General features: G+C 61.0%; 17 protein-coding genes and 2 pseudogenes. 7 read left to right on the top strand and 12 right to left on the bottom strand.

Annotated features, from left to right (window positions below; translation table 11 throughout):
* Nucleotides 1-44 precede the first annotated feature (44 nt).
* Both ACA053_RS15955 and ACA053_RS15950 read left to right on the top strand, forming a co-directional pair.
* Nucleotides 45-386, top strand: a complete 342-nt coding sequence (locus tag ACA053_RS15955; RefSeq protein WP_497318264.1) for a DUF4810 domain-containing protein — start codon at nucleotides 45-47, stop codon at nucleotides 384-386.
* Complete coding sequence (locus ACA053_RS15950) at nucleotides 383-1,042, top strand: DUF799 domain-containing protein (RefSeq protein WP_497393042.1); 660 nt, start codon at nucleotides 383-385, stop codon at nucleotides 1,040-1,042. Before ACA053_RS15955 ends, ACA053_RS15950 begins: the two co-directional genes overlap by 4 nt.
* Nucleotides 1,043-1,165: 123 nt before the next feature.
* Here the strand turns inward: ACA053_RS15950 and ACA053_RS15945 are convergent.
* Nucleotides 1,166-1,280: pseudogene (locus ACA053_RS15945) on the bottom strand (flavin reductase family protein); the annotation flags it as partial.
* A 272-nt stretch (nucleotides 1,281-1,552) separates the two neighbouring features.
* On the opposite strand from ACA053_RS15945, the gene ACA053_RS15940 reads away from it, so the two are divergent.
* On the top strand, nucleotides 1,553-3,664 hold the full coding sequence (locus tag ACA053_RS15940) for a hybrid sensor histidine kinase/response regulator (RefSeq protein ID WP_497393041.1): 2,112 nt from the start codon (nucleotides 1,553-1,555) through the stop codon (nucleotides 3,662-3,664).
* 180 nt (nucleotides 3,665-3,844) lie between these two features.
* Complete coding sequence (uvrA, locus tag ACA053_RS15935) at nucleotides 3,845-6,481, top strand: excinuclease ABC subunit UvrA (protein WP_497393040.1); 2,637 nt, start codon at nucleotides 3,845-3,847, stop codon at nucleotides 6,479-6,481.
* Nucleotides 6,482-6,606: 125 nt separating this feature from the next.
* Here the strand turns inward: uvrA and ACA053_RS15930 are convergent, their stop codons facing one another.
* The 6 genes from ACA053_RS15930 to ACA053_RS15905 are packed head-to-tail and all read right to left on the bottom strand — an operon-like array spanning nucleotide 6,607 to nucleotide 12,034.
* Nucleotides 6,607-8,550, bottom strand: a complete 1,944-nt coding sequence (locus tag ACA053_RS15930; protein WP_497311713.1) for a PAS domain-containing hybrid sensor histidine kinase/response regulator — start codon at nucleotides 8,548-8,550, stop codon at nucleotides 6,607-6,609.
* Nucleotides 8,540-9,415: a sensor histidine kinase gene (locus ACA053_RS15925; protein WP_497393039.1), complete on the bottom strand. Its 876-nt coding sequence runs from the start codon at nucleotides 9,413-9,415 to the stop codon at nucleotides 8,540-8,542. Before ACA053_RS15925 ends, ACA053_RS15930 begins: the two co-directional genes overlap by 11 nt.
* On the bottom strand, nucleotides 9,408-10,418 hold the full coding sequence (locus ACA053_RS15920) for an ATP-binding protein (RefSeq protein WP_497396178.1): 1,011 nt from the start codon (nucleotides 10,416-10,418) through the stop codon (nucleotides 9,408-9,410). Before ACA053_RS15920 ends, ACA053_RS15925 begins: the two co-directional genes overlap by 8 nt.
* On the bottom strand, nucleotides 10,415-10,819 hold the full coding sequence (locus ACA053_RS15915; RefSeq protein WP_109632122.1) for an anti-sigma regulatory factor: 405 nt from the start codon (nucleotides 10,817-10,819) through the stop codon (nucleotides 10,415-10,417). Before ACA053_RS15915 ends, ACA053_RS15920 begins: the two co-directional genes overlap by 4 nt.
* Entirely contained in the window at nucleotides 10,816-11,178 is a 363-nt protein-coding gene (locus ACA053_RS15910; RefSeq protein ID WP_109632121.1) for an STAS domain-containing protein, read from the bottom strand. The genes ACA053_RS15915 and ACA053_RS15910 overlap by 4 nt, the downstream gene beginning before the upstream one ends.
* A 4-nt stretch (nucleotides 11,179-11,182) precedes the next feature.
* Entirely contained in the window at nucleotides 11,183-12,034 is an 852-nt protein-coding gene (locus tag ACA053_RS15905; protein ID WP_109632119.1) for an STAS domain-containing protein, read from the bottom strand.
* 282 nt (nucleotides 12,035-12,316) lie between these two features.
* Here ACA053_RS15905 and ACA053_RS15900 point away from each other — a divergent pair, with 282 nt between their 5' ends.
* Nucleotides 12,317-12,589 (top strand): hypothetical protein, encoded by a 273-nt coding sequence (locus ACA053_RS15900; RefSeq protein WP_497311711.1) that lies wholly within the window; start codon nucleotides 12,317-12,319, stop codon nucleotides 12,587-12,589.
* Nucleotides 12,590-12,643: 54 nt separating this feature from the next.
* Here ACA053_RS15900 and ACA053_RS15895 read toward each other — a convergent pair whose 3' ends face one another.
* Entirely contained in the window at nucleotides 12,644-13,165 is a 522-nt protein-coding gene (locus ACA053_RS15895) for a DUF4142 domain-containing protein (RefSeq protein ID WP_109632116.1), read from the bottom strand.
* 218 nt (nucleotides 13,166-13,383) lie between these two features.
* Here ACA053_RS15895 and ACA053_RS15890 point away from each other — a divergent pair, with 218 nt between their 5' ends.
* Both ACA053_RS15890 and ACA053_RS15885 read left to right on the top strand, forming a co-directional pair.
* Entirely contained in the window at nucleotides 13,384-13,626 is a 243-nt protein-coding gene (locus ACA053_RS15890) for a hypothetical protein (protein WP_497311710.1), read from the top strand.
* A 111-nt stretch (nucleotides 13,627-13,737) separates the two neighbouring features.
* Nucleotides 13,738-13,980, top strand: a complete 243-nt coding sequence (locus ACA053_RS15885; RefSeq protein WP_497393037.1) for a hypothetical protein — start codon at nucleotides 13,738-13,740, stop codon at nucleotides 13,978-13,980.
* Between the two features lie 122 nt (nucleotides 13,981-14,102).
* Here ACA053_RS15885 and ACA053_RS15880 read toward each other — a convergent pair whose 3' ends face one another.
* The 4 genes and pseudogenes from ACA053_RS15880 to ACA053_RS15865 form a co-directional block, all read right to left on the bottom strand.
* Entirely contained in the window at nucleotides 14,103-15,194 is a 1,092-nt protein-coding gene (locus ACA053_RS15880; RefSeq protein ID WP_497393036.1) for an SMP-30/gluconolactonase/LRE family protein, read from the bottom strand.
* Nucleotides 15,191-16,336: a sterol desaturase/SRPBCC family protein gene (locus ACA053_RS15875; RefSeq protein ID WP_497393035.1), complete on the bottom strand. Its 1,146-nt coding sequence runs from the start codon at nucleotides 16,334-16,336 to the stop codon at nucleotides 15,191-15,193. The genes ACA053_RS15880 and ACA053_RS15875 overlap by 4 nt, the downstream gene beginning before the upstream one ends.
* 99 nt (nucleotides 16,337-16,435) lie before the next feature.
* The gene (locus tag ACA053_RS15870) at nucleotides 16,436-17,299 is read right to left on the bottom strand and encodes a LysR family transcriptional regulator (protein WP_497311706.1); all 864 of its coding nucleotides are present in this window, start codon (nucleotides 17,297-17,299) and stop codon (nucleotides 16,436-16,438) included.
* Nucleotides 17,300-17,353: 54 nt separating this feature from the next.
* Nucleotides 17,354-18,651 (bottom strand): annotated as a pseudogene (locus tag ACA053_RS15865) (enoyl-CoA hydratase-related protein); the annotation flags it as partial.
* Nucleotides 18,652-18,886 lie beyond the last annotated feature (235 nt).

Below are 18,886 nucleotides of genomic sequence, written 5' to 3'. Positions count from 1 at the left end.
GGAGCGGTAAAAGCATGTTCAAGACGTATGTATCGTGGGCGCTGATGGCGTCGACATTGCTGGTCAGTGGCCTGTTGGGCGGTTGCGCCGGCCCGAAAACCCTTTATCAGTGGGAAAGCTACCAGCCGGAAGTCTACGAGTACTTCAAGGGTGAAGAACCCAAGGAAGCCCAGGCCGAAGCGCTGGAACGCGACCTGCAGAAGATCCGGTCGACCGGCAAGACGCCACCGCCCGGCTACCACGCTCACCTGGGTCTGTTGTACCTGAGCATGGGCAAGGACGATCAGATGGTGCAGCAGTTCAGGACCGAGAAAACCCTGTTTCCCGAGTCGACGCCGTACATGGATTTTCTGCTTAAAAACGCCAAGACCGGAGACACCCAATGATCGCGCGCGCATTGAAACTGCTGGTCGGGTTGCTGGCGCTGGCCGTGCTCGGCGGCTGCGTCAGCCCCAAGACCGTGGATTATTCGGCGTACAAGCAAGCCCGTCCGAAAACCATTCTGGTACTGCCGCCCCTGAACAACTCGCCGGACGTCAAGGCGTCCTACAGCATGTTGTCGCAGGTCACGTACCCGTTGGCGGAAGCCGGTTACTACGTGCTGCCGATCACCCTGGTCGATGAGACATTCCGCCAGAACGGCCTGACCACACCGGCGGACATTCATCAGGCACCGGCCAACAAGCTGCAGGAAATCTTCGGTGCCGACGCGGCGCTGTACATCACCGTGACCGATTACGGCACGCGCTACATGATCATCAGCAGCGAAACCGTGGTGACCGCCACCGCGAAACTGGTGGACCTCAAGAGCGGCACCACCCTGTGGACCGGCTCGGCCCGGGCGTCGAGCGAAGAGGGCGGCAACAACGGTGGCGGTGGTCTGGTTGGCATGCTGATTACCGCCGCGGTCAAGCAAGTGATCAACAGCTCCACCGACGCCGGCCACCCGATTGCCGGTGTGACCAGTGCGCGGCTGCTGTCGGCGGGGCAACCGGCGGGCTTGCTGTATGGACCGCGTTCGCCGAAATACGGTACTGACTGAACCCGGTCTGTTTAAGGAAGCTCCTGTAGTGAGGTGCTTCCTGTGAACGGCTCCCTGTGTGGGGCTGCTTCCTGTGGCGAGTTTCGTCTACTTGGTGACAGGCCAAACCATTCCCCTCCGGTGCATCCGCCGACACTCCAACGCCACCGGCGCCTCGCCGATCCGTGGGCAGTTTGACCGTGGCCCCGGCAATCGCCGTCAGCCCCGCAGTCGTCAACTCATCGAAGCTGGGAGCGAAGCAGCCCCAAAATCGATAAACACATTTTGTATGACACACCGCATACTCCGACTTCACGACTGCTTCGCAGCCGAACGGGGATAAATCCCCTCGCCACAACGCAACTGCAGGGTTCTTTGTCCGGCAAGTACACAACAAATCTGCAGATCAAGAATCGGCTAATCTCTATGAAACCATTGGCGTCGGTAGTGCTCGAAACAAACGGGCCCGCGTCGTCCTCTCGTCGTTGCGATTCCGCAAGCCAGCCAATCAAAGGGACATAAAGCCAGTCGATGCAGTTTCTATCTGATAGCCACGGGTGTGCCGGCTGGAACGGTGAAATGGCCGGGCGCATCCGCGCGTTCGACTGGAGCCAGACCGAGCTTGGAAACATCGACGCCTGGCCCGCCAGCCTGTGCAGCACAGTGCAGCTGATGCTCGCGTCGCCACTGCCGATGGTGATGCTCTGGGGGCGGGCGGGTTACATGATCTATAACGACGCCTACTCGCAATTTGCCGGTGGCCGCCATCCTTATCTGCTGGGTGCTCCGGTGGAGCTGGGCTGGCCGGAAGTGGCTGAGTTCAATCGTCATGTCGTCGATACCTGTCTGGCGGGCGGCACCTTGTCCTATCGCAATAAAGAGCTGGAGTTGCTGCGCAACGGGGTCCCCGAAGACGTTTGGCTCGACCTCTATTACAGCCCGGTCGCCAATGATGAAGGTTGCCCGGGCGGGGTCATGGCGATGGTCGTCGAAACCACTGAACATGTGATTTCCGAACGCCGACGCCAGGAAGCCGAAGACGCCTATCGCGCCGACAACGAACGGGTGCGCCTGGCGCTCAATGCCGGGGCGTTACTCGGCTCGTTCGTCTGGGATATCAAGGGCAATGTACTGTCCGGCGACGAGCGCTTCGCCCGGACTTTTTCCTACCCCTCCGAGCAGAACCTCGCCGACCTTCCTACCGACATCGCTGAAGCCAAGATTCACGCTGACGACCGCAGTTGGGTCCAGGAACAGGTCAGTCAGTCAGTGGCCACCGGCGAGCCGTTCAATGCCGAATACCGGGTTCTGCGACCCGACGGCAGCTATCTGTGGGTGCAGGCGAGCGGGTGCTGCGAGTTCAACGAGCAGGGCGAGCCGTTCCGCTTCCCCGGCGTGTTGATCGACATTCATGAACGCAAGATAGCTGAAGAATCCTTGCTCAAATTCACCCGCAACCTGGAACAGCGCGTGGCTGATGAAGTCGACGCGCGGCTGGCGGCTGAAGAACAATTGCGCCAATCACAGAAACTCGAAGCCATCGGCGGCCTCACCGGCGGCGTGGCCCACGATTTCAATAATTTGCTGCAGGTGATCGCCGGCAACCTGCACTTGCTGGCGCGGCATGAGCCGGATAACGCCAATGTGCAGCGCCGGGTCAGCGCTTCGATTGCGGCCGTCGAACGGGGCGCCAAACTGTCGTCGCAACTGCTCGCGTTTGCCCGGCGCCAACCGTTGTCGCCGGCGGTGTGCGATCCACAGCAGATCTTCGAAGGCCTGGGCGAGTTGTTGCAGCGGGCGCTGGGGGAAACCATCCAGATCAATGTGCAGGTGCCGCAAGAGCCCTGGCACATCAACGTCGATCGCAACCAGTTGGAAAACGCCATTCTCAACCTGGCGATCAATGCCCGTGATGCGATGCAGGGCGAAGGGACCATTGAGTTGAGCGCCGAGAATGTCGCGCTCGACCGTAAATTCTGTGTCGGCAAGGGCATCGTGGCGGGCGACTATGTGCGCGTCGCAGTGGCTGACACCGGCGCCGGCATGTCGCCCGAAGTGCTCGGGCAGGCGTTCGAGCCGTTCTTCACCACCAAGGGTGACGGCCAGGGCACGGGGTTGGGATTGAGCATGGTGTTCGGCTTCGTCAAACAGAGCGGCGGGCACATCGACATCTCCAGCGAGGTCGGGCAGGGCACTCGGGTACAGCTCTACTTTCCGCGCAGCTTGCACGCGTTGCCGACTGAAACGACGCTGCGATATTTACCCCAACGGGGCGGGCACGAAACCATTCTGGTGGTCGAGGACAACGAAGCGGTGCGCAGCTCGGCGGTGGAGCTGCTGCGCGAAGAGGGCTATCAGGTCCTGACCGCGGCCAACGGCGACCAGGCGATGCAGATGTTGCTGGAGGGCGTATCGGTAAACCTGATTTTCACCGACGTGGTCATGCCCGGCCTGATCAAAAGCTCGGACCTGGCGGCCTGGGCCAAGGTGCAAAATCCTCCGGTGGCGGTGCTCTTTACCTCCGGCCACACCCGGGACATCATTTCGCGCAATCACCAACTTAGCCCGGATACCCATCTGCTGAGCAAACCCTATGGGCCCGAAGCGCTGATGCACATGATCCGTACCGTCCTCAGCGGCTGACCACCTTCAAGTCTAAACATACAAGCGAGCCCTGTGGCGAGGGGATTTATCCCCGTTGGGTCGCGAAGCGGCCCCTGAAAATCGGACCGCTGCGCAGTCCAACGGGGATAAATCCCCTCGCCACAGGGCTCGCTCCCACATGGGTTTTATATTTTTTCAGTTATTTATCAAGGGCTCCCGATGACTTCAAAGCGCACCTCCAACCCTCCTTCCGGCATGGTCAGGGTACGCGGTGCCCGGGAACACAACCTCAAGAACATTGACGTCGACATTCCACGGGACGCCCTGGTGGTGTTCACCGGCGTCTCGGGTTCGGGCAAGTCATCACTGGCGTTTTCGACCCTGTATGCCGAAGCACAACGTCGCTATTTCGAATCCGTGGCGCCGTATGCGCGGCGGCTGATTGACCAGGTCGGCGTGCCGGACGTCGATTCCATCGAAGGCTTGCCACCGGCCGTGGCCCTGCAACAGCAGCGCGGCACACCGAGTACGCGCTCTTCGGTGGGCAGCGTGACAACGCTGTCGAGCCTGATCCGCATGCTGTACTCACGGGCGGGCAGCTATCCGCCGGGCCAGCCGATGCTGTACGCCGAGGACTTCTCGCCCAACACGCCTCAAGGCGCCTGCGCCGAATGTCATGGTCTGGGTCGGGTCTATGAAGTCACCGAAGCCCTGATGGTCCCCGACCCGAGCCTGACCATCCGCCAGCGTGCGGTGGCTTCCTGGCCCACGGCGTGGCAAGGACAGAACCTGCGCGACATCCTCGTGACCATGGGCTACGACGTCGATAAACCCTGGCGCGAGCTGCCGAAAAAGCAGCGTGACTGGATCCTCTTCACCGAGGAAACGCCGACCGTCCCGGTGTATGCCGGGCTCACCCCGGAAGAAACCAGAGTCGCGCTCAAACGCAAAATGGAGCCCAGCTATCAGGGCACCTTCACCGGCGCCCGACGTTACATCCTGCACACCTTCAGCCACTCGCAAAGTGCGCTGATGAAGAAACGCGTCGCGCAATTCATGCTCGGCAGCCCGTGCCCGTTGTGCGACGGCAAACGGCTCAAGCGCGAGGCGTTGTCGGTGACCTTTGCCGGTTATGACATCGGCGAGCTGTCGCAAATGCCGTTGCTGCAAGTGGCCGAGGTGTTGAAACCGGTGGCGGCGCACAGTTACCTGGAACAGGTTGACGAGGCGGGCGAAGTGTTGACTCACAGCCAGACCCGCGAGGCCCGTGAACAGCGTGTAGCCCACGGCGCCAGGGCTCATGCCAACGCGCCGGATGTGCGGCATACGCCAAACCTGTCGGTTGAAAAGCGGCTGGCCGCGCAACGGATCGCTCAGGATTTACTGGAGCGGGTCAGCACTCTGACCGACCTGGGCCTCGGTTATCTGGCCCTGGAGCGCAGCACGCCAACGCTGTCATCCGGCGAATTGCAGCGGCTGCGATTGGCCACTCAATTGGGTTCGCAGTTGTTCGGCGTGATCTACGTGCTGGATGAGCCATCGGCGGGTCTGCACCCGGCGGATGGCGAAGCGCTGTTCGAAGCGCTGCAACGCTTGAAGGCGGCGGGCAACACGCTATTTGTGGTCGAGCACGATCTGGAAACCATGCGTCGCGCGGACTGGTTGATCGATGTCGGCCCGGCGGCGGGTGAGCATGGTGGACGGATCCTCTACAGCGGACCGCCCCAGGGACTGGCGGAAATCAAGGACTCCCAGACCCGCGCCTACTTGTTCGCCAAGCAGGTCACCGATGTCAGAACCAGCCGCAAGCCGACCGATTGGCTGCGCCTGGAAGGCATCACGCGCAATAACCTGAACGACCTCAGCGTCGAGTTTCCCTTGGGGTGTTTTACCTCGGTGACCGGTGTTTCCGGTTCCGGCAAATCAAGCCTGGTCAGCCAGGCGTTGCTGGAATTGGTCGGTGCGCATCTGGGGCGCGGCACCGATGCCAGCGAGCCTGAAGAGCTGAGCCTTGAGGACGATGCACCGCAAGTCAGCGGCGGTCAGGTGACGGCAGGGCTGGAATCGATCAAGCGCCTGGTGCAGGTCGATCAGAAACCCATCGGCCGCACGCCGCGCTCGAACCTCGCGACTTACACGGGGCTGTTCGATAACGTGCGCAAGTTGTACGCCGCCACACCCCAGGCACAAGCCGAGGGTTACGACGCCGGCCAGTTCTCTTTCAACGTCGCCAAGGGCCGTTGCCCGACCTGCGAAGGCGAGGGGTTTGTCAGCGTTGAGTTGCTGTTCATGCCCAGCGTCTATGCGCCGTGCCCGACCTGCCATGGCGCTCGCTACAACCCCGAGACGCTGGCGATCACCTGGCAAGGTTTGACCATTGCCCAAGTGTTGCAGTTGACGGTGGACGAAGCGGTTGAGGTTTTCGCCGAGCAACCGGGCATTCGTCGTTCATTGGAAGTGCTGCGCGACATCGGCCTGGGTTATCTGCGCCTCGGTCAGCCGGCCACGGAACTCTCGGGGGGCGAAGCCCAGCGCATCAAACTGGCAACCGAGTTGCAACGTAACCAGCGTGGCGCGACCTTGTATGTGCTCGATGAACCGACCACCGGTTTGCATCCCCGGGACGTTGACCGGCTGCTTGAACAGTTGAATACGCTGGTGGTGGCGGGGCACACGGTGATTGTCGTTGAGCATGAAATGCGTGTGGTTGCGCAGAGTGACTGGGTGATCGATATCGGGCCGGGGGCGGGGGATCAGGGCGGGAAGATCGTCGTTGCCGGCACGCCGCAGAAAGTGGCCAAGAGCAAGAAGAGCCGAACGGCCCCGTTCCTGGCCAGGACCTTAGGCGTAGCTTGAGAGGTGTGGTGGTTTTGCTGGCTTCTTCGCGAGCAAGCCCGCTCCCACATTTGATCTCTGCGGACTCAGGATATGGGAGTCACACCGATCCACTGTGGGAGCGGGCTTGCTCGAGAAGAGGCCTGTCAGGCGCAGTCGAGCGTGCGCCGGACCTTGTCCAGCAGTTCATTGATCTGAAACGGCTTGATCAGCATCTCCATTCCCTCACCGAGGAACACCTGACGGTTGATCGCATTTTCTGCGTAACCAGTCATGAACAGGATCGGCAACCCTTCACGCCAGCCTCGGGCGACATCCGCCAGTTCCCGGCCGTTCATGCGCGGCAGCCCCACGTCGGTGAGCATCAGATCAATCGAGGGGTCGTTTTTCAGGCGTTCAAGGGCGTCTTCGATATCGCCCACCTGGGTGCAGCGATATCCGGCGTCCACCAACACTTCGGTGACAAACATGCGCACCGACGGCATGTCTTCGACAATCAATACATGCTCACCCGAGCCCTGTTGATCGACGCTCGCAGGTTCTGCTTGCGTGGTGCTCGGGTCGGCGCTGGCGGGCAGCATGATGGTCACTTCGGTGCCGCGGCTGGCCACGCTGCGGATGTGCGCGTCGCCACCCGATTGCCGGGCGAACCCGTAAATACTCGACAACCCCAGCCCGGTGCCCTGGCCCAGTGGCTTGGTGGTGAAAAACGGGTCGAAGACCTTGTCAATCACATTGTGCTCGATGCCCGTTCCGTCATCGCGCACGGACAGCGCAACATACGCCCCGTCCGCCAGTTTCAGGTCTCCGTGGGAATACGCCGCGTAAGTGCTGACCCAGATATTCCCGCCTTGCGGCAAGGCATCGCGCGCGTTGATCACCAGGTTGAGCACGGCGCTTTCCAGCTGGATCGGATCGACCAGGGCTATGGCGGCTTTGGAGGTCAGTTCGAGTTTCAGCGCAATGTGTTCGCCGATGGTGCGCACCAGCAATTCTTCGAGGGAGCGGATGTGTTCGTTGATGTCCACCGGCCGCGTGTTGAGCGGCTGCTGACGGGCAAAGGCCAGCAAGCGATGGGTCAGGGAAGCGGCACTCATGGCCGAGTTCAGCGCGGCTTCGGCGTAGAACTGGACCTTGTCGGTACGCGAATCGGCCACCCGTTTCTGGATCAATTCCAAGCTGGTGATGATGCCGGTCAGCAGGTTGTTGAAGTCATGGGCGATGCCGCCGGTGAGCTTGCCCAGTGCGTCCATTTTCTGCACTTGCAACAACTGGCTCTCGGTGCGCACGCGCGCGGCGATCTCGTGTTCCAGTTGCGACGTGGCATCGTCGAGACGGGCCAGGTGCGAGCGTTCGCGGTGACGATGTTCGGTGACATCCTCGACGAACACCAGGCTCAGTTCAGGGGTGCGGTAGGGGGAAATCTGCCACTCGGTTTCCCGCAGCTCGCCCTCGATGCGCATGTTCAGCGTGCCTTTCCAGCGTTCCCCGGCGGTCAGGCGCAGGCGCAGTTCATCGAGGATCGCCTGCTGCTGGTCGGCGAAGCACTCGCGCAAGGAGTCCGGGTCGCGGTTGTCCTGTATCAGTCGGGAGAAGGCATGATTACATTCATGGACTTTGAACTGGGCGTCCAGCACCGCGATGGGCGCCGAGACGTTGACGAAAATCTCGCGAAACCGCGCCTCGCTATCACGCAGGGCGTTTTCCGTCTCACGCACCCGCAACAGGGTGCGCAGGGTCGCGAGCAACACGTCCGGGTCCACGGGATGGATCAGGTAGGCATCGGCCCCGGCGTCCAGACCGGTGATGATGTCACCGGTCTGGATCGATGCCGCCGACACGTGAATCACCGGCAACAACGCTGTAACCGCTTCCGCACGCAGTTTGCGGACAATATCGAAGCCGCTCATGTCGGGCAGGTTGACGTCCAGAATCAGCGCGTCGACGCATTCGTTGTCAATCAGCGCCAGACCGTCGCCACCAGTTCCGGCCTCCAGCACGATGTAGCCGTGCGGCTCCAGGCGTCGACGCAGAGCGTAGCGCGTGGCGGCGTTGTCATCGACGATCAACAGGCGAATGTCACGTTTCATCGGCAGGCTCCATGGCGATGGCCAGCGGGATGATCACGAAAAAGGTCGAACCGACCCCGGGCGTACTCTCGACCCCGACCTCGCCACCCAGCAATGCGGCGAAGCGTTTGCACAACGACAAGCCCAGGCCCGTACCGCGCAGGCGTTTTTGCAGCGGCGAATCGACTTGGGAAAAGTCCTCGAACAATGCGCCATGTAGCTCGGCAGCGATACCTATTCCTGTATCGGTGACGGCGAAGCGTACCTGGCTGGAACCATCGAGCGAGGCCGAGACCCGCACTTCACCGCGGGTGGTGAACTTCAGCGAGTTGGAAATGAAGTTGCGCAGGATCTGCGCCAGCTTCTTGTCATCCGTGTACAGGCGCGGCAATCCCACCGGTTCTTCGAAGATCAAATCCACCGCCGTAGCGTCGACGATAGGCCGAAACATGCCACGCAGGGCGGCAAACAAGTCGAACATGTCGAACCAGGCGGGTGAGATAGTGATGCGCCCGGCCTCGATTTTCGCAAGGTCGAGCAAGTCGTCGACCATGTCGCTCAGCTCCCGCGCGGCGGTGCTGACGAACGCGACCTGCTTGTGTTGCTCGGGGCTCAGCGGACCGTCGATTTCATCGGTCAGCAGGCTGGCAATGCTCAGGATCGAGCCGAGCGGCGTGCGAAACTCGTGGCTCATGTAGGACAGGAAGCGACTTTTGAGATCCGACGCCTGGCGCAGTTCTTCAGCCTGGTTGTCGAGCTCGGCGTACAACGCGAGCACGCCCTGATTGGTTTCGTCGAGCTCTTCGCGCAGTGCTGCAGATTCACTCTGCAAGTGCGCAATCAGCGCCGATTGTTCGTCGATAGACGGCAGGGGCGACTCAGCCATGGGCGGCCTCCAAGGCAACGACCAGGACCGTGACATCGTCCCGGCCGCGACAGAAATCGCGATGCAGGACCGCTGCGATCACGGCGGGATGACGGTGCACCAGGCCAGGGTAGTCGTGCAGGTTCCAGCGGGACTGCAGGCCATCGCTGTACATGATCAATAGATGTCCGTCCACGTGTGCATAGTCAAAAGGCTGGGCTTTGCGGTATTGCCCGCCGACGATCCCCGGGTGGGACGCCAGGCCACGGGACTTGTCCGGGCTGATCAGGCTGCCGCCGATGTTGCCGATGCCGGTGAATTTCAGCGTGCCACGGTGGCCGTCGAATTGGGCAATCGCCAGGGCGCCGCCGCGGGTGCCGATCATCGCGTGGTGAATGTCTTCGAGCAGGAACACCGGCGAGGCGAACGGTGCCAGGGCGAAGGCTTTTTCCCCGGCGCGTGCAGCGTGTTCGGCTTCTTCGCCATGGCCCAGGCCGTCGATCACCAAAACGCTGAGGTTTGCCCCGTCGAACGCCAGGTGCCAGACATCACCGCAGGCAGGGGCGTTGTGCAGCGAGTGCTGACTGATGCCGATGCGCAAGTCCGCGTCCTTGCTGGCGCGCGGGTACAAACGGGCCAGCAACACTGTGCCGCGCGAGTCGGTGTGAACATCGAAGACCTCGGTCTGGCGCGACACCGCGCCCAGGCCTATGCCCTGCGTGCCTCCCGTGGAAAACCCGTCAGTCATGCACGCTTGCAGGTCAAAGCCCTGGGCACGGTCCACCGCGAGCATTTCGATGCCGTTGGCGCTTTTACCGGGCAGGATTCGCAGGTGCAATTCGCCCTGGGCTGCATGCTTGAGCACGTTGCTGGCCAATTCCGTGGCCACCAGCGCCACGCGACCGGCATCGGTCATGTCGAAACCATTGTCTTCGGCGAGCTTCTGCGCGGTGCGCCGGGCAAAGCCGATCTGGCTGCTGTCCTCGATCAACAGCACTTGGGTCAGCGACCCCCCGATATTCATGTCCATCGGGTGATCGTTATGCGAGTGCCCTGGCCGGGCGCGGTGTCGAGTTCGAACTCATCCACCAGCCGTTTGGCGCCGGTCAGGCCAAGGCCCAGACCGCTGCCGGAAGTCCAGCCGTCGGTCATGGCCAGTTTGATGTCCGGGATGCCCGGGCCTTCATCGCGAAAGGTCAGGCGCAAACCGACCCTCGAGTTTTCGTCGAGGATCTGCCAGTCCATGTCGCCGCCACCGCCATACACCATGGTGTTACGCGCCAGCTCGCTGACGGCGGTCACCAGTTTGGTCAGGTCGATCAGGCGCATGCCGCATTCAGTGGCCAGCTTGCGCGCAGTCTGCCGGGCCAGGACCACGTCCTGCTCGATCTGAATCGGCTGAGTGCCGCTGCTGCGCAGAGTCATTGCTCGCGTACTCGATCCTGAAGCAGTTTCATCCCGCGCTCGACGTTCAGCGCGGTGCTGACGCCGGGCAAGGTCAGGCCCAGTTCGACCAGGGTAATGGCGACGGCGGGTTGCATGCCGACCAGCACGGTTTCGGCGTCCATGATTTTCGACAGCCCGGAAATCGTCCCGATCATGCGGCCAATGAATGAGTCGACCATGTCCAGGGCGGAGATATCGATCAGAACCCCGCGTGCCGTGGTCTTACTTATGCGCTCTGAGAGATCGTCCTGAAGCGTCAGGGCGAGCTGGTCGTGCATGTCGACCTGGATGGTCACCAGCAGAAGGTCGCCCATCTGCAGAATTGGAATTCTATCCATCGGCTTAGACTGCCTTGCTGACGGTGATTCCCAGGCGGGTCAGAGCCAGTTTGAGGGCGTCGGCCAGGTTGGCCTTGGTGACTACGCCTTGCAGGTCCAGGCCCAGGTGAACGATGGTCTGGGCGATTTGCGGACGCACGCCGCTGATGATGCAATCGGCGCCCATCAGGCGGATCGCGGTCACGGTCTTGAGCAAGTGCTGCGCCACCAGGGTATCGACGGTCGGCACGCCGGTGATGTCGATGATGGCGATTTCCGAACCGGTATCAACGATCCGTTGCAGCAGCGATTCCATCACCACCTGGGTGCGTTGCGAATCCAGGGTGCCGATCATCGGCAGGGCGAGCACGCCGTCCCAGAGCTTGACCACCGGGGTCGAGAGCTCCAGCAGTTCTTCCTGCTGACGTTTGATCACCGCTTCACGGGATTTCTGGAAAGTACGGATGGTGTGCATGCCCAGTGCATCGAGCAGCTCAGACACTTCCCAGAGCTGTTCGGCCAATACGCCCGGATTGTCTTTGTAGTGAGCTTGCAGCAAGGAAAACAGCGGGCCTTTCAGCGAGAAAATGAAGCTGGCAGTCTGGTGCGAATCCTGGCCGAGCAGGGCGCGGCTGTGGGAGAGTTTCTCGAGGAATTGTCGAGCCTCATCCCAGCCCGGCGCGGCGATGTTCTGACTGTTGCCGTTTTCCAGGCCCGCGACCACCAGTTGCAGGAAGTCCGTGGTCTGCTGCTTTAGATCCTGGTCCTTGAGATTACGGTTGGCACCACTGGCTTCCAGGCTGGTGATCCATTCCCCAAGCAACTGCGTGTGGTTGTTTTTCATCGCGTCGAGTGTGCTGATTTGCATTGCTGCCATGTCCTTGTGCTCCTGAAATATGACGGGCCGATTCCCCAAAATACAATCGACCCGAATCAGTGACATTTGCCGTCTGAAATAGTTGTTTGCTGTGCGCAGGTTTTTTTCGTCCTGGCCCGCACTTGCCCGGTAACTCTAGTCGGCACTGCCGCCAACGGCGATTTTTTGACTTTGATCCTGTCGGGTGCCGGACCATTGGATTGAACCCCTGTGCCGGGATGGCTTCGAACTTTCAAGGCCCCGGCTGTTTCAATCGGGCTGGCCGTCACAAGCGAGGTACGTATGAAAGACGAATCGACACAACAACAGGATCAATCGGGAACGCCGGTCGACCGCAATGACCCGGCCATAGACCCGCAAACTCCGGGTGAAGCCGCGCCAGAGGGGCAGCGTCAGAGCCAATCCACCGACTCGCAGAGCGCCGATGAGGCGGTGGATCAGAAGAATCATCACGATGACAACGACAATGAGTTCAGCCCTGGTTTCAAACCGACACCCGACCGGCCGAAACCCGGCGAAGACACGGATGCCGACATCGATACCGATGGCGGCTAGTTCCGGCAGCATGCAAAAAGGCCGCATCCATCGATGCGGCCTTATTTTTGTGCGTTATTTGCTTGGGTGCGCCGCCTGGAGTTTTTTCGCCATCTCCAGGTGTTTTTCCAGTGCCGGCAACATTTTTTGCGCGAAGCCTTTCAGCTCGGTGGCGCCTTTTACCTTGTCATCCGTCACTGTGTTGGCTTGTTTTTCAAACAGCTTGATGGTGTCTTCGTGGGCCTTCACCTGATTATTGGCATAGGCCGCGTCGAAGGACTCATCACGCATGTCGAGGATTTTTTCCTTGGCTTGTTTGACCAGCGTCGTCTCGTCCGGCACTTCGATGTCATTCTTTTTCGCCAAGGCCGCCAGTTCATCGTTGGCCTTGGAATGATCGGTGATCATCATGGTGGCGAATTCCTTGATGTCGGCCGATGAGCTTTTTTCCAGCGCCAGACGGCTGGTTTCGATTTCCGCAATACCGCCCGCGGCCGCGTTGTCGACAAAGTCATTGGAAGTGGCGGCAAAAGCTGTGCCCATGCTGGTGCTCAAGGCTACGGCCAGAGCGAGGTGGCGCAGGGTGAATCCGTCCATTGGTCATTCTCCACACAGGTTTGGGTAAGCGATCGAGGTGATCGTTATTCAATGGAGGCAGGCGCTCACGCAAAGGTTTTATCGGGTTTGCGGCCGGACGACGAACGGACACCGCTGGTCTGATAGGCGGTCGACAGAACCCGTCAACCGAGGCCATTCTGATAGTTGGCGAACGCAATTGATCGCGTTTGCTGCCGATCAACAAACGGAGGTGTTCCATGCCGGTGCCACACGACCTTTATCAGGACCTGAAACTTTCAAAGGAAGATATCCAGCAAAAACGCTCCAAGGATCCGTTACTTGATTCACTGATCAACAAGTATTCGCAAGCGGACGCCGAGGTAGTCAAGGCTGAAACCGCAAAATCGGATGCGCCGAGCGATGACGCACTGAAGAAGCTCAAGGAGGCGCGTGTGCAGGTTAAGCAAAAGATTGTTGATAGGCTCCAATCGCCATCCTGACGCGCCTTGCCCACTCACCGACAACCGGTGACTGAAAAATTGGAACGGTGATCAAAACCGGCACCTCGAAAGATAAGAGTCCGACCCTTTCGACTCCCTGCGAGGTGCCTTATGACCGACCCGAAATTTCCTAGTGAAGAGCAGGGCGGGTTCGACCCGATCCCGACTCATCCTGAGCCGCTAAGCCCCGGCCGCACGACGATCAACCCCGAAGACGAGCCGGGCATCGACGAATTGCCAAACAACGAAGGTGTGCGCCCGCTGGATGAGGACGATTCCACCGCGATGGACCCGGAACGGGTGCGCGAAGAAACGGACAACGCCGTGCGCGATAACGAGATCGATCCCCGCTAACCTAATCCACCACACATCTCCTGTGGGAGCGGGCTTGCTCGCGAAAGCGATGTATCAGCCAAAGCAGATATCGACTGACACGACGCCTTCGCGAGCAAGCCCGCTCTCACGGGGTTTGTGTCTTACTTCTGGAGGGCCGTGGTCAGGGGTAGGCGCGCCATGTTCATGGCCTTCAGCGAACCCAAATACAACCAGTCCCCATACTCGCGCACGGTGGTAATCGGCGAGTAATTGCCATTGCCCGCATCCTGCAGGTTGGCAATCACCTTGCCCTCAAGGTCCAGGCCCAGCGCAAACGCGCGCTTTTCCACCGGTTTGGGCAAGACCGTCATCGCTCGCACGATCATCTTGCGCACGAACGGGTGCGGTGCCGTGGCGTCGAGCAGCGCATTGCGCGGTGCGTAGAGCGCTACCCAGAAACGGTCGCGGCCATTGAACGCGAGGTTGTCCGGCAGGCCCGGCAGATTGTCGATAAACACGTCGTGGGTTCCGGCTTTCGGCCCGCTCAACCAAAAGCGGGTGATGCGGTAAGCGCCCGTTTCGTTGACCAGTACATAGCTGTCATCCGGTCCCAGCGTCACGCCATTGGCAAACTCAAGCTTGTCCAGCAACACCAAGGTCTTGCCCGTCTGGAAGTCATAGCGCAACAAACGTCCATCGCCACCGTGCTCGATGATCGCCTCGCCATCCCTGCCGTAGCCCCAGCGGCTGGAGGCGTCGCTGAAATAGGCGTAGTGCCCGGACTTGTCGATGACCACGTCATCGGTAAAACCGAAAGGCACGTCGGCGGCCGCAGTGGCCAGCGGGATCAGCCGGCCCTGGGCATCCAGGGACAGCAACCCCTTGACGCCGTCAGCGATCACCAGCAACCCGCTCGGGTGCCGCGCCAGGCCCAGAGGCCGGCCACCGGTATCGGCCAGCACCTTGGTGTCCTTGCCGTCGAGGCTGGTGCGGATCAACCGGCCATCGTGCAGCCCGGTGATGAGCGCGTTGTCTTCCAGCAACAGCGCCTCCGGCCCTTCGATGCCGGCCGGGCCGACGCGCTCCACCCCTTTCAGACGCTGATTGTCGGCATATACACCGCTGGTGAGGGAAGGCGCCGGCGACGGTGTCCAGGCCACCGGCCGAACCTTGGTCGGGAAAAACAACAGAAAAGCGCCGAGGACGATGATCAGCAGCCACAGCAGATGGCGAAACCTGAAGGCTCTTCTCACACGCTGACTCCCGCAGGGGTGAGGTTTTTCTGCGCCATTTCGCGCAGCGCCAGCATCGATGCTGCGGACTCATGCTCGATACGCCGCTTGAGCAGCAATCGATTGGTGATACGCATCGCCAGGCCCGAAAACTGATACTCCAGCGTCCGCACAAAACGCGTGCCTTCGCCTTGCGCCTCGCATTCGTAGGTCACGACCAGCGACAACCCATGATCACCGCGCGCCCTGGCACTCCAGCGGCGGCCTGGCAAGTATTCGTTGACCTCCCAGCTCAAGTGCCCCGTACGCCCGCCGGCACGAATGTCCTCCTCGAACCGCTGGCCGGCATGCAGCGGGCCACCTTGCCCCTCGACCTTGAGGGACGACGGATGCCACTCCGGCCACCGGGTGACGGTGCTGGCATAGGCGAGCACATCTATCGGATTTCCAGCGATAGCGATCTGGTGCTGCATGCGGGTCATGGCCGTTCTCGTCAAGGGCAAGGGGGCAGGCTCCGGTTCCCAGTACAGGGTGCCGAACAGGTAATCCATCAGCGGAAAGACGATATTGAAATTGCGTTCCTGCATCAGCTCGCGGCGGTGATGCAGTTCATGCAGGCGACGCATCTGGCGGATCCATGGCAGACGTGTGACGGGGTTGCCCGGGGGCAAATGTTCGCAGGCATGAAACACCTCGTACATCAGGTACCCAAGGACCAGGCAGCCGCCAAACAGTCCCGCGACATTGGCATCGACCTGCTTGAGCAGCCACCAGAGGGGCAGGGTGATGACCACGGTGTGCAACACGATCAACCAGGCCGGAAACAGAATCACCCGCCAGTCCCGAGCGCTGTCGTAGGTCATGTGCCCAGGGGCGAAAAAGCTGTGATGGTCGCCGGCATGGCGGGCGTAGAACATCCGCGCGAAGCTCTTTTTGTGATGCCCCAGATGCCGATGCACCATGTACACGCCGAAATTGAAGAACAGCAGCGTCAACGGCACCGCCAGCCATTCCAGCGGCTGGACCTGATGCACGGTGCTCCAGAACCCGCCGATGGCCAGCACGCCGAACAGCAGCACAAAGGCGCCGTGCAGCCAGGGGTTGTAGAGCGGATGAATGTCAGCGCGATAGCGGTCGCGAAATGCCTGGGTGGTCTGCCTCACTGCGGTCACCTCTGGTTATTGTTATCACCAGCAGATTAGCTGATCTGCCCGCGCAGCCTCGGGCAAACCTGGATGACACAAGCGCCATGATCCGGTGTATCAGGTCAGCGGGTTCCAGCGTTGGGACCAGTCGTCGTCGGTCTTGATCACTTCACGCAACAGATCGAAGGCCTGTTGCAAGGTCGCCGAGTCGCGATCGCGGGAGTAAACCAGGTAGGTCGGGTAGCTGAATTCCGGAGCTTTGGGCACGGGCTCCAGCACGCCGCTTTCCAGGTAGCTCTGGACCACGCGGGTGCGGAAGTAACCGCTGCCGCCGTTTTCCAGGATGTATTGCAGGGCCAGCGGACCGAGGTTGAAGCTCAAGGCAGCCTTGGCTTTTTCCGGCAGGGCGGCATCGTGTTGGCGGCGGAAATCCGGACCCCAGTCGATATACACGTAAGGATCGGATCGCCCGGCGAGGCGTACGAGGATGAGTTTTTCTTCGAGGATCTGCTCGACTTGCAGGCGCGGCCAGTATTCCGGCTGATAGACCAGCGCTGCGTCCAGCACTCCCAGTTCCAGTTGCCGCAACAGCGTCTCGCCGTCGCGGATTTCCATTCGCAGGGCGTGGCTGGGAATCTTCTCGCGCAATTCGCCGGCCCAACTGAGCATCAGCGGGTTGCACAGACTGACTTCGCCGCCGATGTGCAGTACGTCGTGGTAACCCTCGGGCAGCGGCAAGTCCCGACGCGCAGCTTCCCAGGTTTCGACCAGTTGATTGGCGTACACCACAAACGCCTCGCCATTGGGCGTCAGCCGCGCCCCGGCGCGGTTGCGCACGAACAGCGTGCTGCCCAATTGGCTCTCGAGTTTTTGCACGCGCGCCGTGATTGCGGTCTGGGTGACGTGGAGTTTTTCAGCCGCGGCAGCCAAGCTGCCGTGACGGACAATTTCCAGAAAGGTGCGAGCGAGATCGATGTCCATGGGCAGGCCGGTGCGGGAAGTGCCAGCATTGTAAACGGATATGCGTGGGCCGGCTCAGGTCGCCGCGGCCAATGCCTGCGTCCGACTGCGCTGGCGTGCCCACTGCGCTACCAGTCGCACCGGGGTACCACACGCCTTGCGCTTGAACACAAAGTGACGGCACTTCTCGGCAAATTGACTGCGGTTGTGCACCATGTCCAGTTCCATCTCCTCCAGCTCGGCATTTCTGCAATGCTGCAGAAGTTGAGTGTCGAGCCGGTTCTTGCGCTCGCGCACAGCGGCATAGGCCGGATCGGTCAGCGCATTGCCCGCCCGTTGCAACAACCATACGCCAAACGCCTCCGGGCAGCGTGGGCCGATCTCCTGAACCATGCCCAGTTGCATCGCCTGGGTCGCGCTGACCGGCAGGCACTCCTCGCAGAGTTTTTCCGCCATCTGTGGGCCGACGGCGCGGGGCAGGCTGTAGGTCCGGTATTCGGAGCCATACAGCCCCATGGTTTTGTAGTGCGGGTTGAGCACGATATCCGCTCGGGCGAAGACAAAATCGGCGGCCAGCGCGAGCATCACGCCCCCGGCCCCGGCACTGCCCGTCAGACCGCTGACCACCAATTGCCGGGCACTGAGCAATTCCTCGCAGACGTCGTCGATCGCCTGGATATTGGCCCAGGCCTCCAGTCCTGGCGCCTCGGCGGCCTGGATCACGTTGAGGTGCACGCCGTTGGAGAAACTGCCGCGCCCGCCCTTGATCAGCAGCACCTGGGTGTCTCGGGATTTGGCCCAGCGCAGAGCGGTGACCAGTCGCTGGCATTGCTCGGTGCTCATGGCGCCGTTGTAAAACTCGAAGGTCAGCTCACCGACAGGCCCTGATTCACGGTAGCGGATCGGTTGATAGGTTTCGGTGTCAGGGGTTGAGGCGATCGATCCGTGGAGGATGGGCACGTCCTTCAGCTGTGCAGCCAGTACGTGCCGGGCCGGACGTTTGAAGGTTTCTTCGCCGGGCCGGGGTTTGCGGCGCAACGAACCGATCCACACACTGCGATCGCCGGTGGCGACCAAGACCGCGTCGTCACGCACCGCGAGAAAGGTACCGGCACATAACCGTCGATGAATTTGTCCACGACATCAAGAATACAGCGGACCGCCGCATCACTGACCGGGCCGTTGTACAGCTCGGATTTGCGCAGACCTTGGGGCAGGTTGAACTCGCAGGTGGACCAGACCGGCCCGGCATCCATTTCTTCCACGGCTTGCAGCGCAGTGACACCCCAACGGGTCAGCTTATGGGTGATGGCCCAGTCGAGTGCGCTGGCGCCCCGGTCACCGACAATGCCTGGATGAATAATCACCACTGGCCATCGGCCTCGACTGGGCCTTCATTGGCCTTCGATGCAAGTTATCGTGCGGGAATTACAGGCGCTGGAAGTTGATTTGGGTCAAACCATTCCGGCTTGCTTGTCAGTTGAAAGAGTAGAGCGGACGCACTCGTACTGGCACCTGTAAGAACTAACAGTTTTTTAGACGAGTTTGTGATGGCGGCGGTAGCGAACGAAGGGGATGGATGGGTTCGCGACGGCTTATACAGTTTGA

The organism is Pseudomonas sp. LBUM1672, from assembly GCF_059695655.1.
The sequence above is the reverse complement of the archived record's forward strand: the minus strand, read 5'-3'. Positions and strand labels throughout refer to the sequence as shown.

Bases quoted from the DNA above. Each gene is read 5' to 3' on its own strand.
- ACA053_RS15910 (WP_109632121.1), bottom strand. From the start codon at position 11,178: ATGGATAGAATTCCAATTCTGCAGATGGGCGACCTTCTGCTGGTGACC.
- ACA053_RS15870 (WP_497311706.1), bottom strand. From the start codon at position 17,299: ATGGACATCGATCTCGCTCGCACCTTTCTGGAAATTGTCCGTCACGGC.
- uvrA (WP_497393040.1), top strand. From the start codon at position 3,845: ATGACTTCAAAGCGCACCTCCAACCCTCCTTCCGGCATGGTCAGGGTA.
- ACA053_RS15930 (WP_497311713.1), bottom strand. From the start codon at position 8,550: ATGAAACGTGACATTCGCCTGTTGATCGTCGATGACAACGCCGCCACG.
- ACA053_RS15900 (WP_497311711.1), top strand. From the start codon at position 12,317: ATGAAAGACGAATCGACACAACAACAGGATCAATCGGGAACGCCGGTC.
- ACA053_RS15955 (WP_497318264.1), top strand. From the start codon at position 45: ATGGCGTCGACATTGCTGGTCAGTGGCCTGTTGGGCGGTTGCGCCGGC.
- ACA053_RS15885 (WP_497393037.1), top strand. From the start codon at position 13,738: ATGACCGACCCGAAATTTCCTAGTGAAGAGCAGGGCGGGTTCGACCCG.
- ACA053_RS15940 (WP_497393041.1), top strand. From the start codon at position 1,553: ATGCAGTTTCTATCTGATAGCCACGGGTGTGCCGGCTGGAACGGTGAA.
- ACA053_RS15895 (WP_109632116.1), bottom strand. From the start codon at position 13,165: ATGGACGGATTCACCCTGCGCCACCTCGCTCTGGCCGTAGCCTTGAGC.
- ACA053_RS15950 (WP_497393042.1), top strand. From the start codon at position 383: ATGATCGCGCGCGCATTGAAACTGCTGGTCGGGTTGCTGGCGCTGGCC.
- ACA053_RS15905 (WP_109632119.1), bottom strand. From the start codon at position 12,034: ATGGCAGCAATGCAAATCAGCACACTCGACGCGATGAAAAACAACCAC.
- ACA053_RS15925 (WP_497393039.1), bottom strand. From the start codon at position 9,415: ATGGCTGAGTCGCCCCTGCCGTCTATCGACGAACAATCGGCGCTGATT.
- ACA053_RS15920 (WP_497396178.1), bottom strand. From the start codon at position 10,418: ATGAATATCGGGGGGTCGCTGACCCAAGTGCTGTTGATCGAGGACAGC.
- ACA053_RS15890 (WP_497311710.1), top strand. From the start codon at position 13,384: ATGCCGGTGCCACACGACCTTTATCAGGACCTGAAACTTTCAAAGGAA.
- ACA053_RS15915 (WP_109632122.1), bottom strand. From the start codon at position 10,819: ATGACTCTGCGCAGCAGCGGCACTCAGCCGATTCAGATCGAGCAGGAC.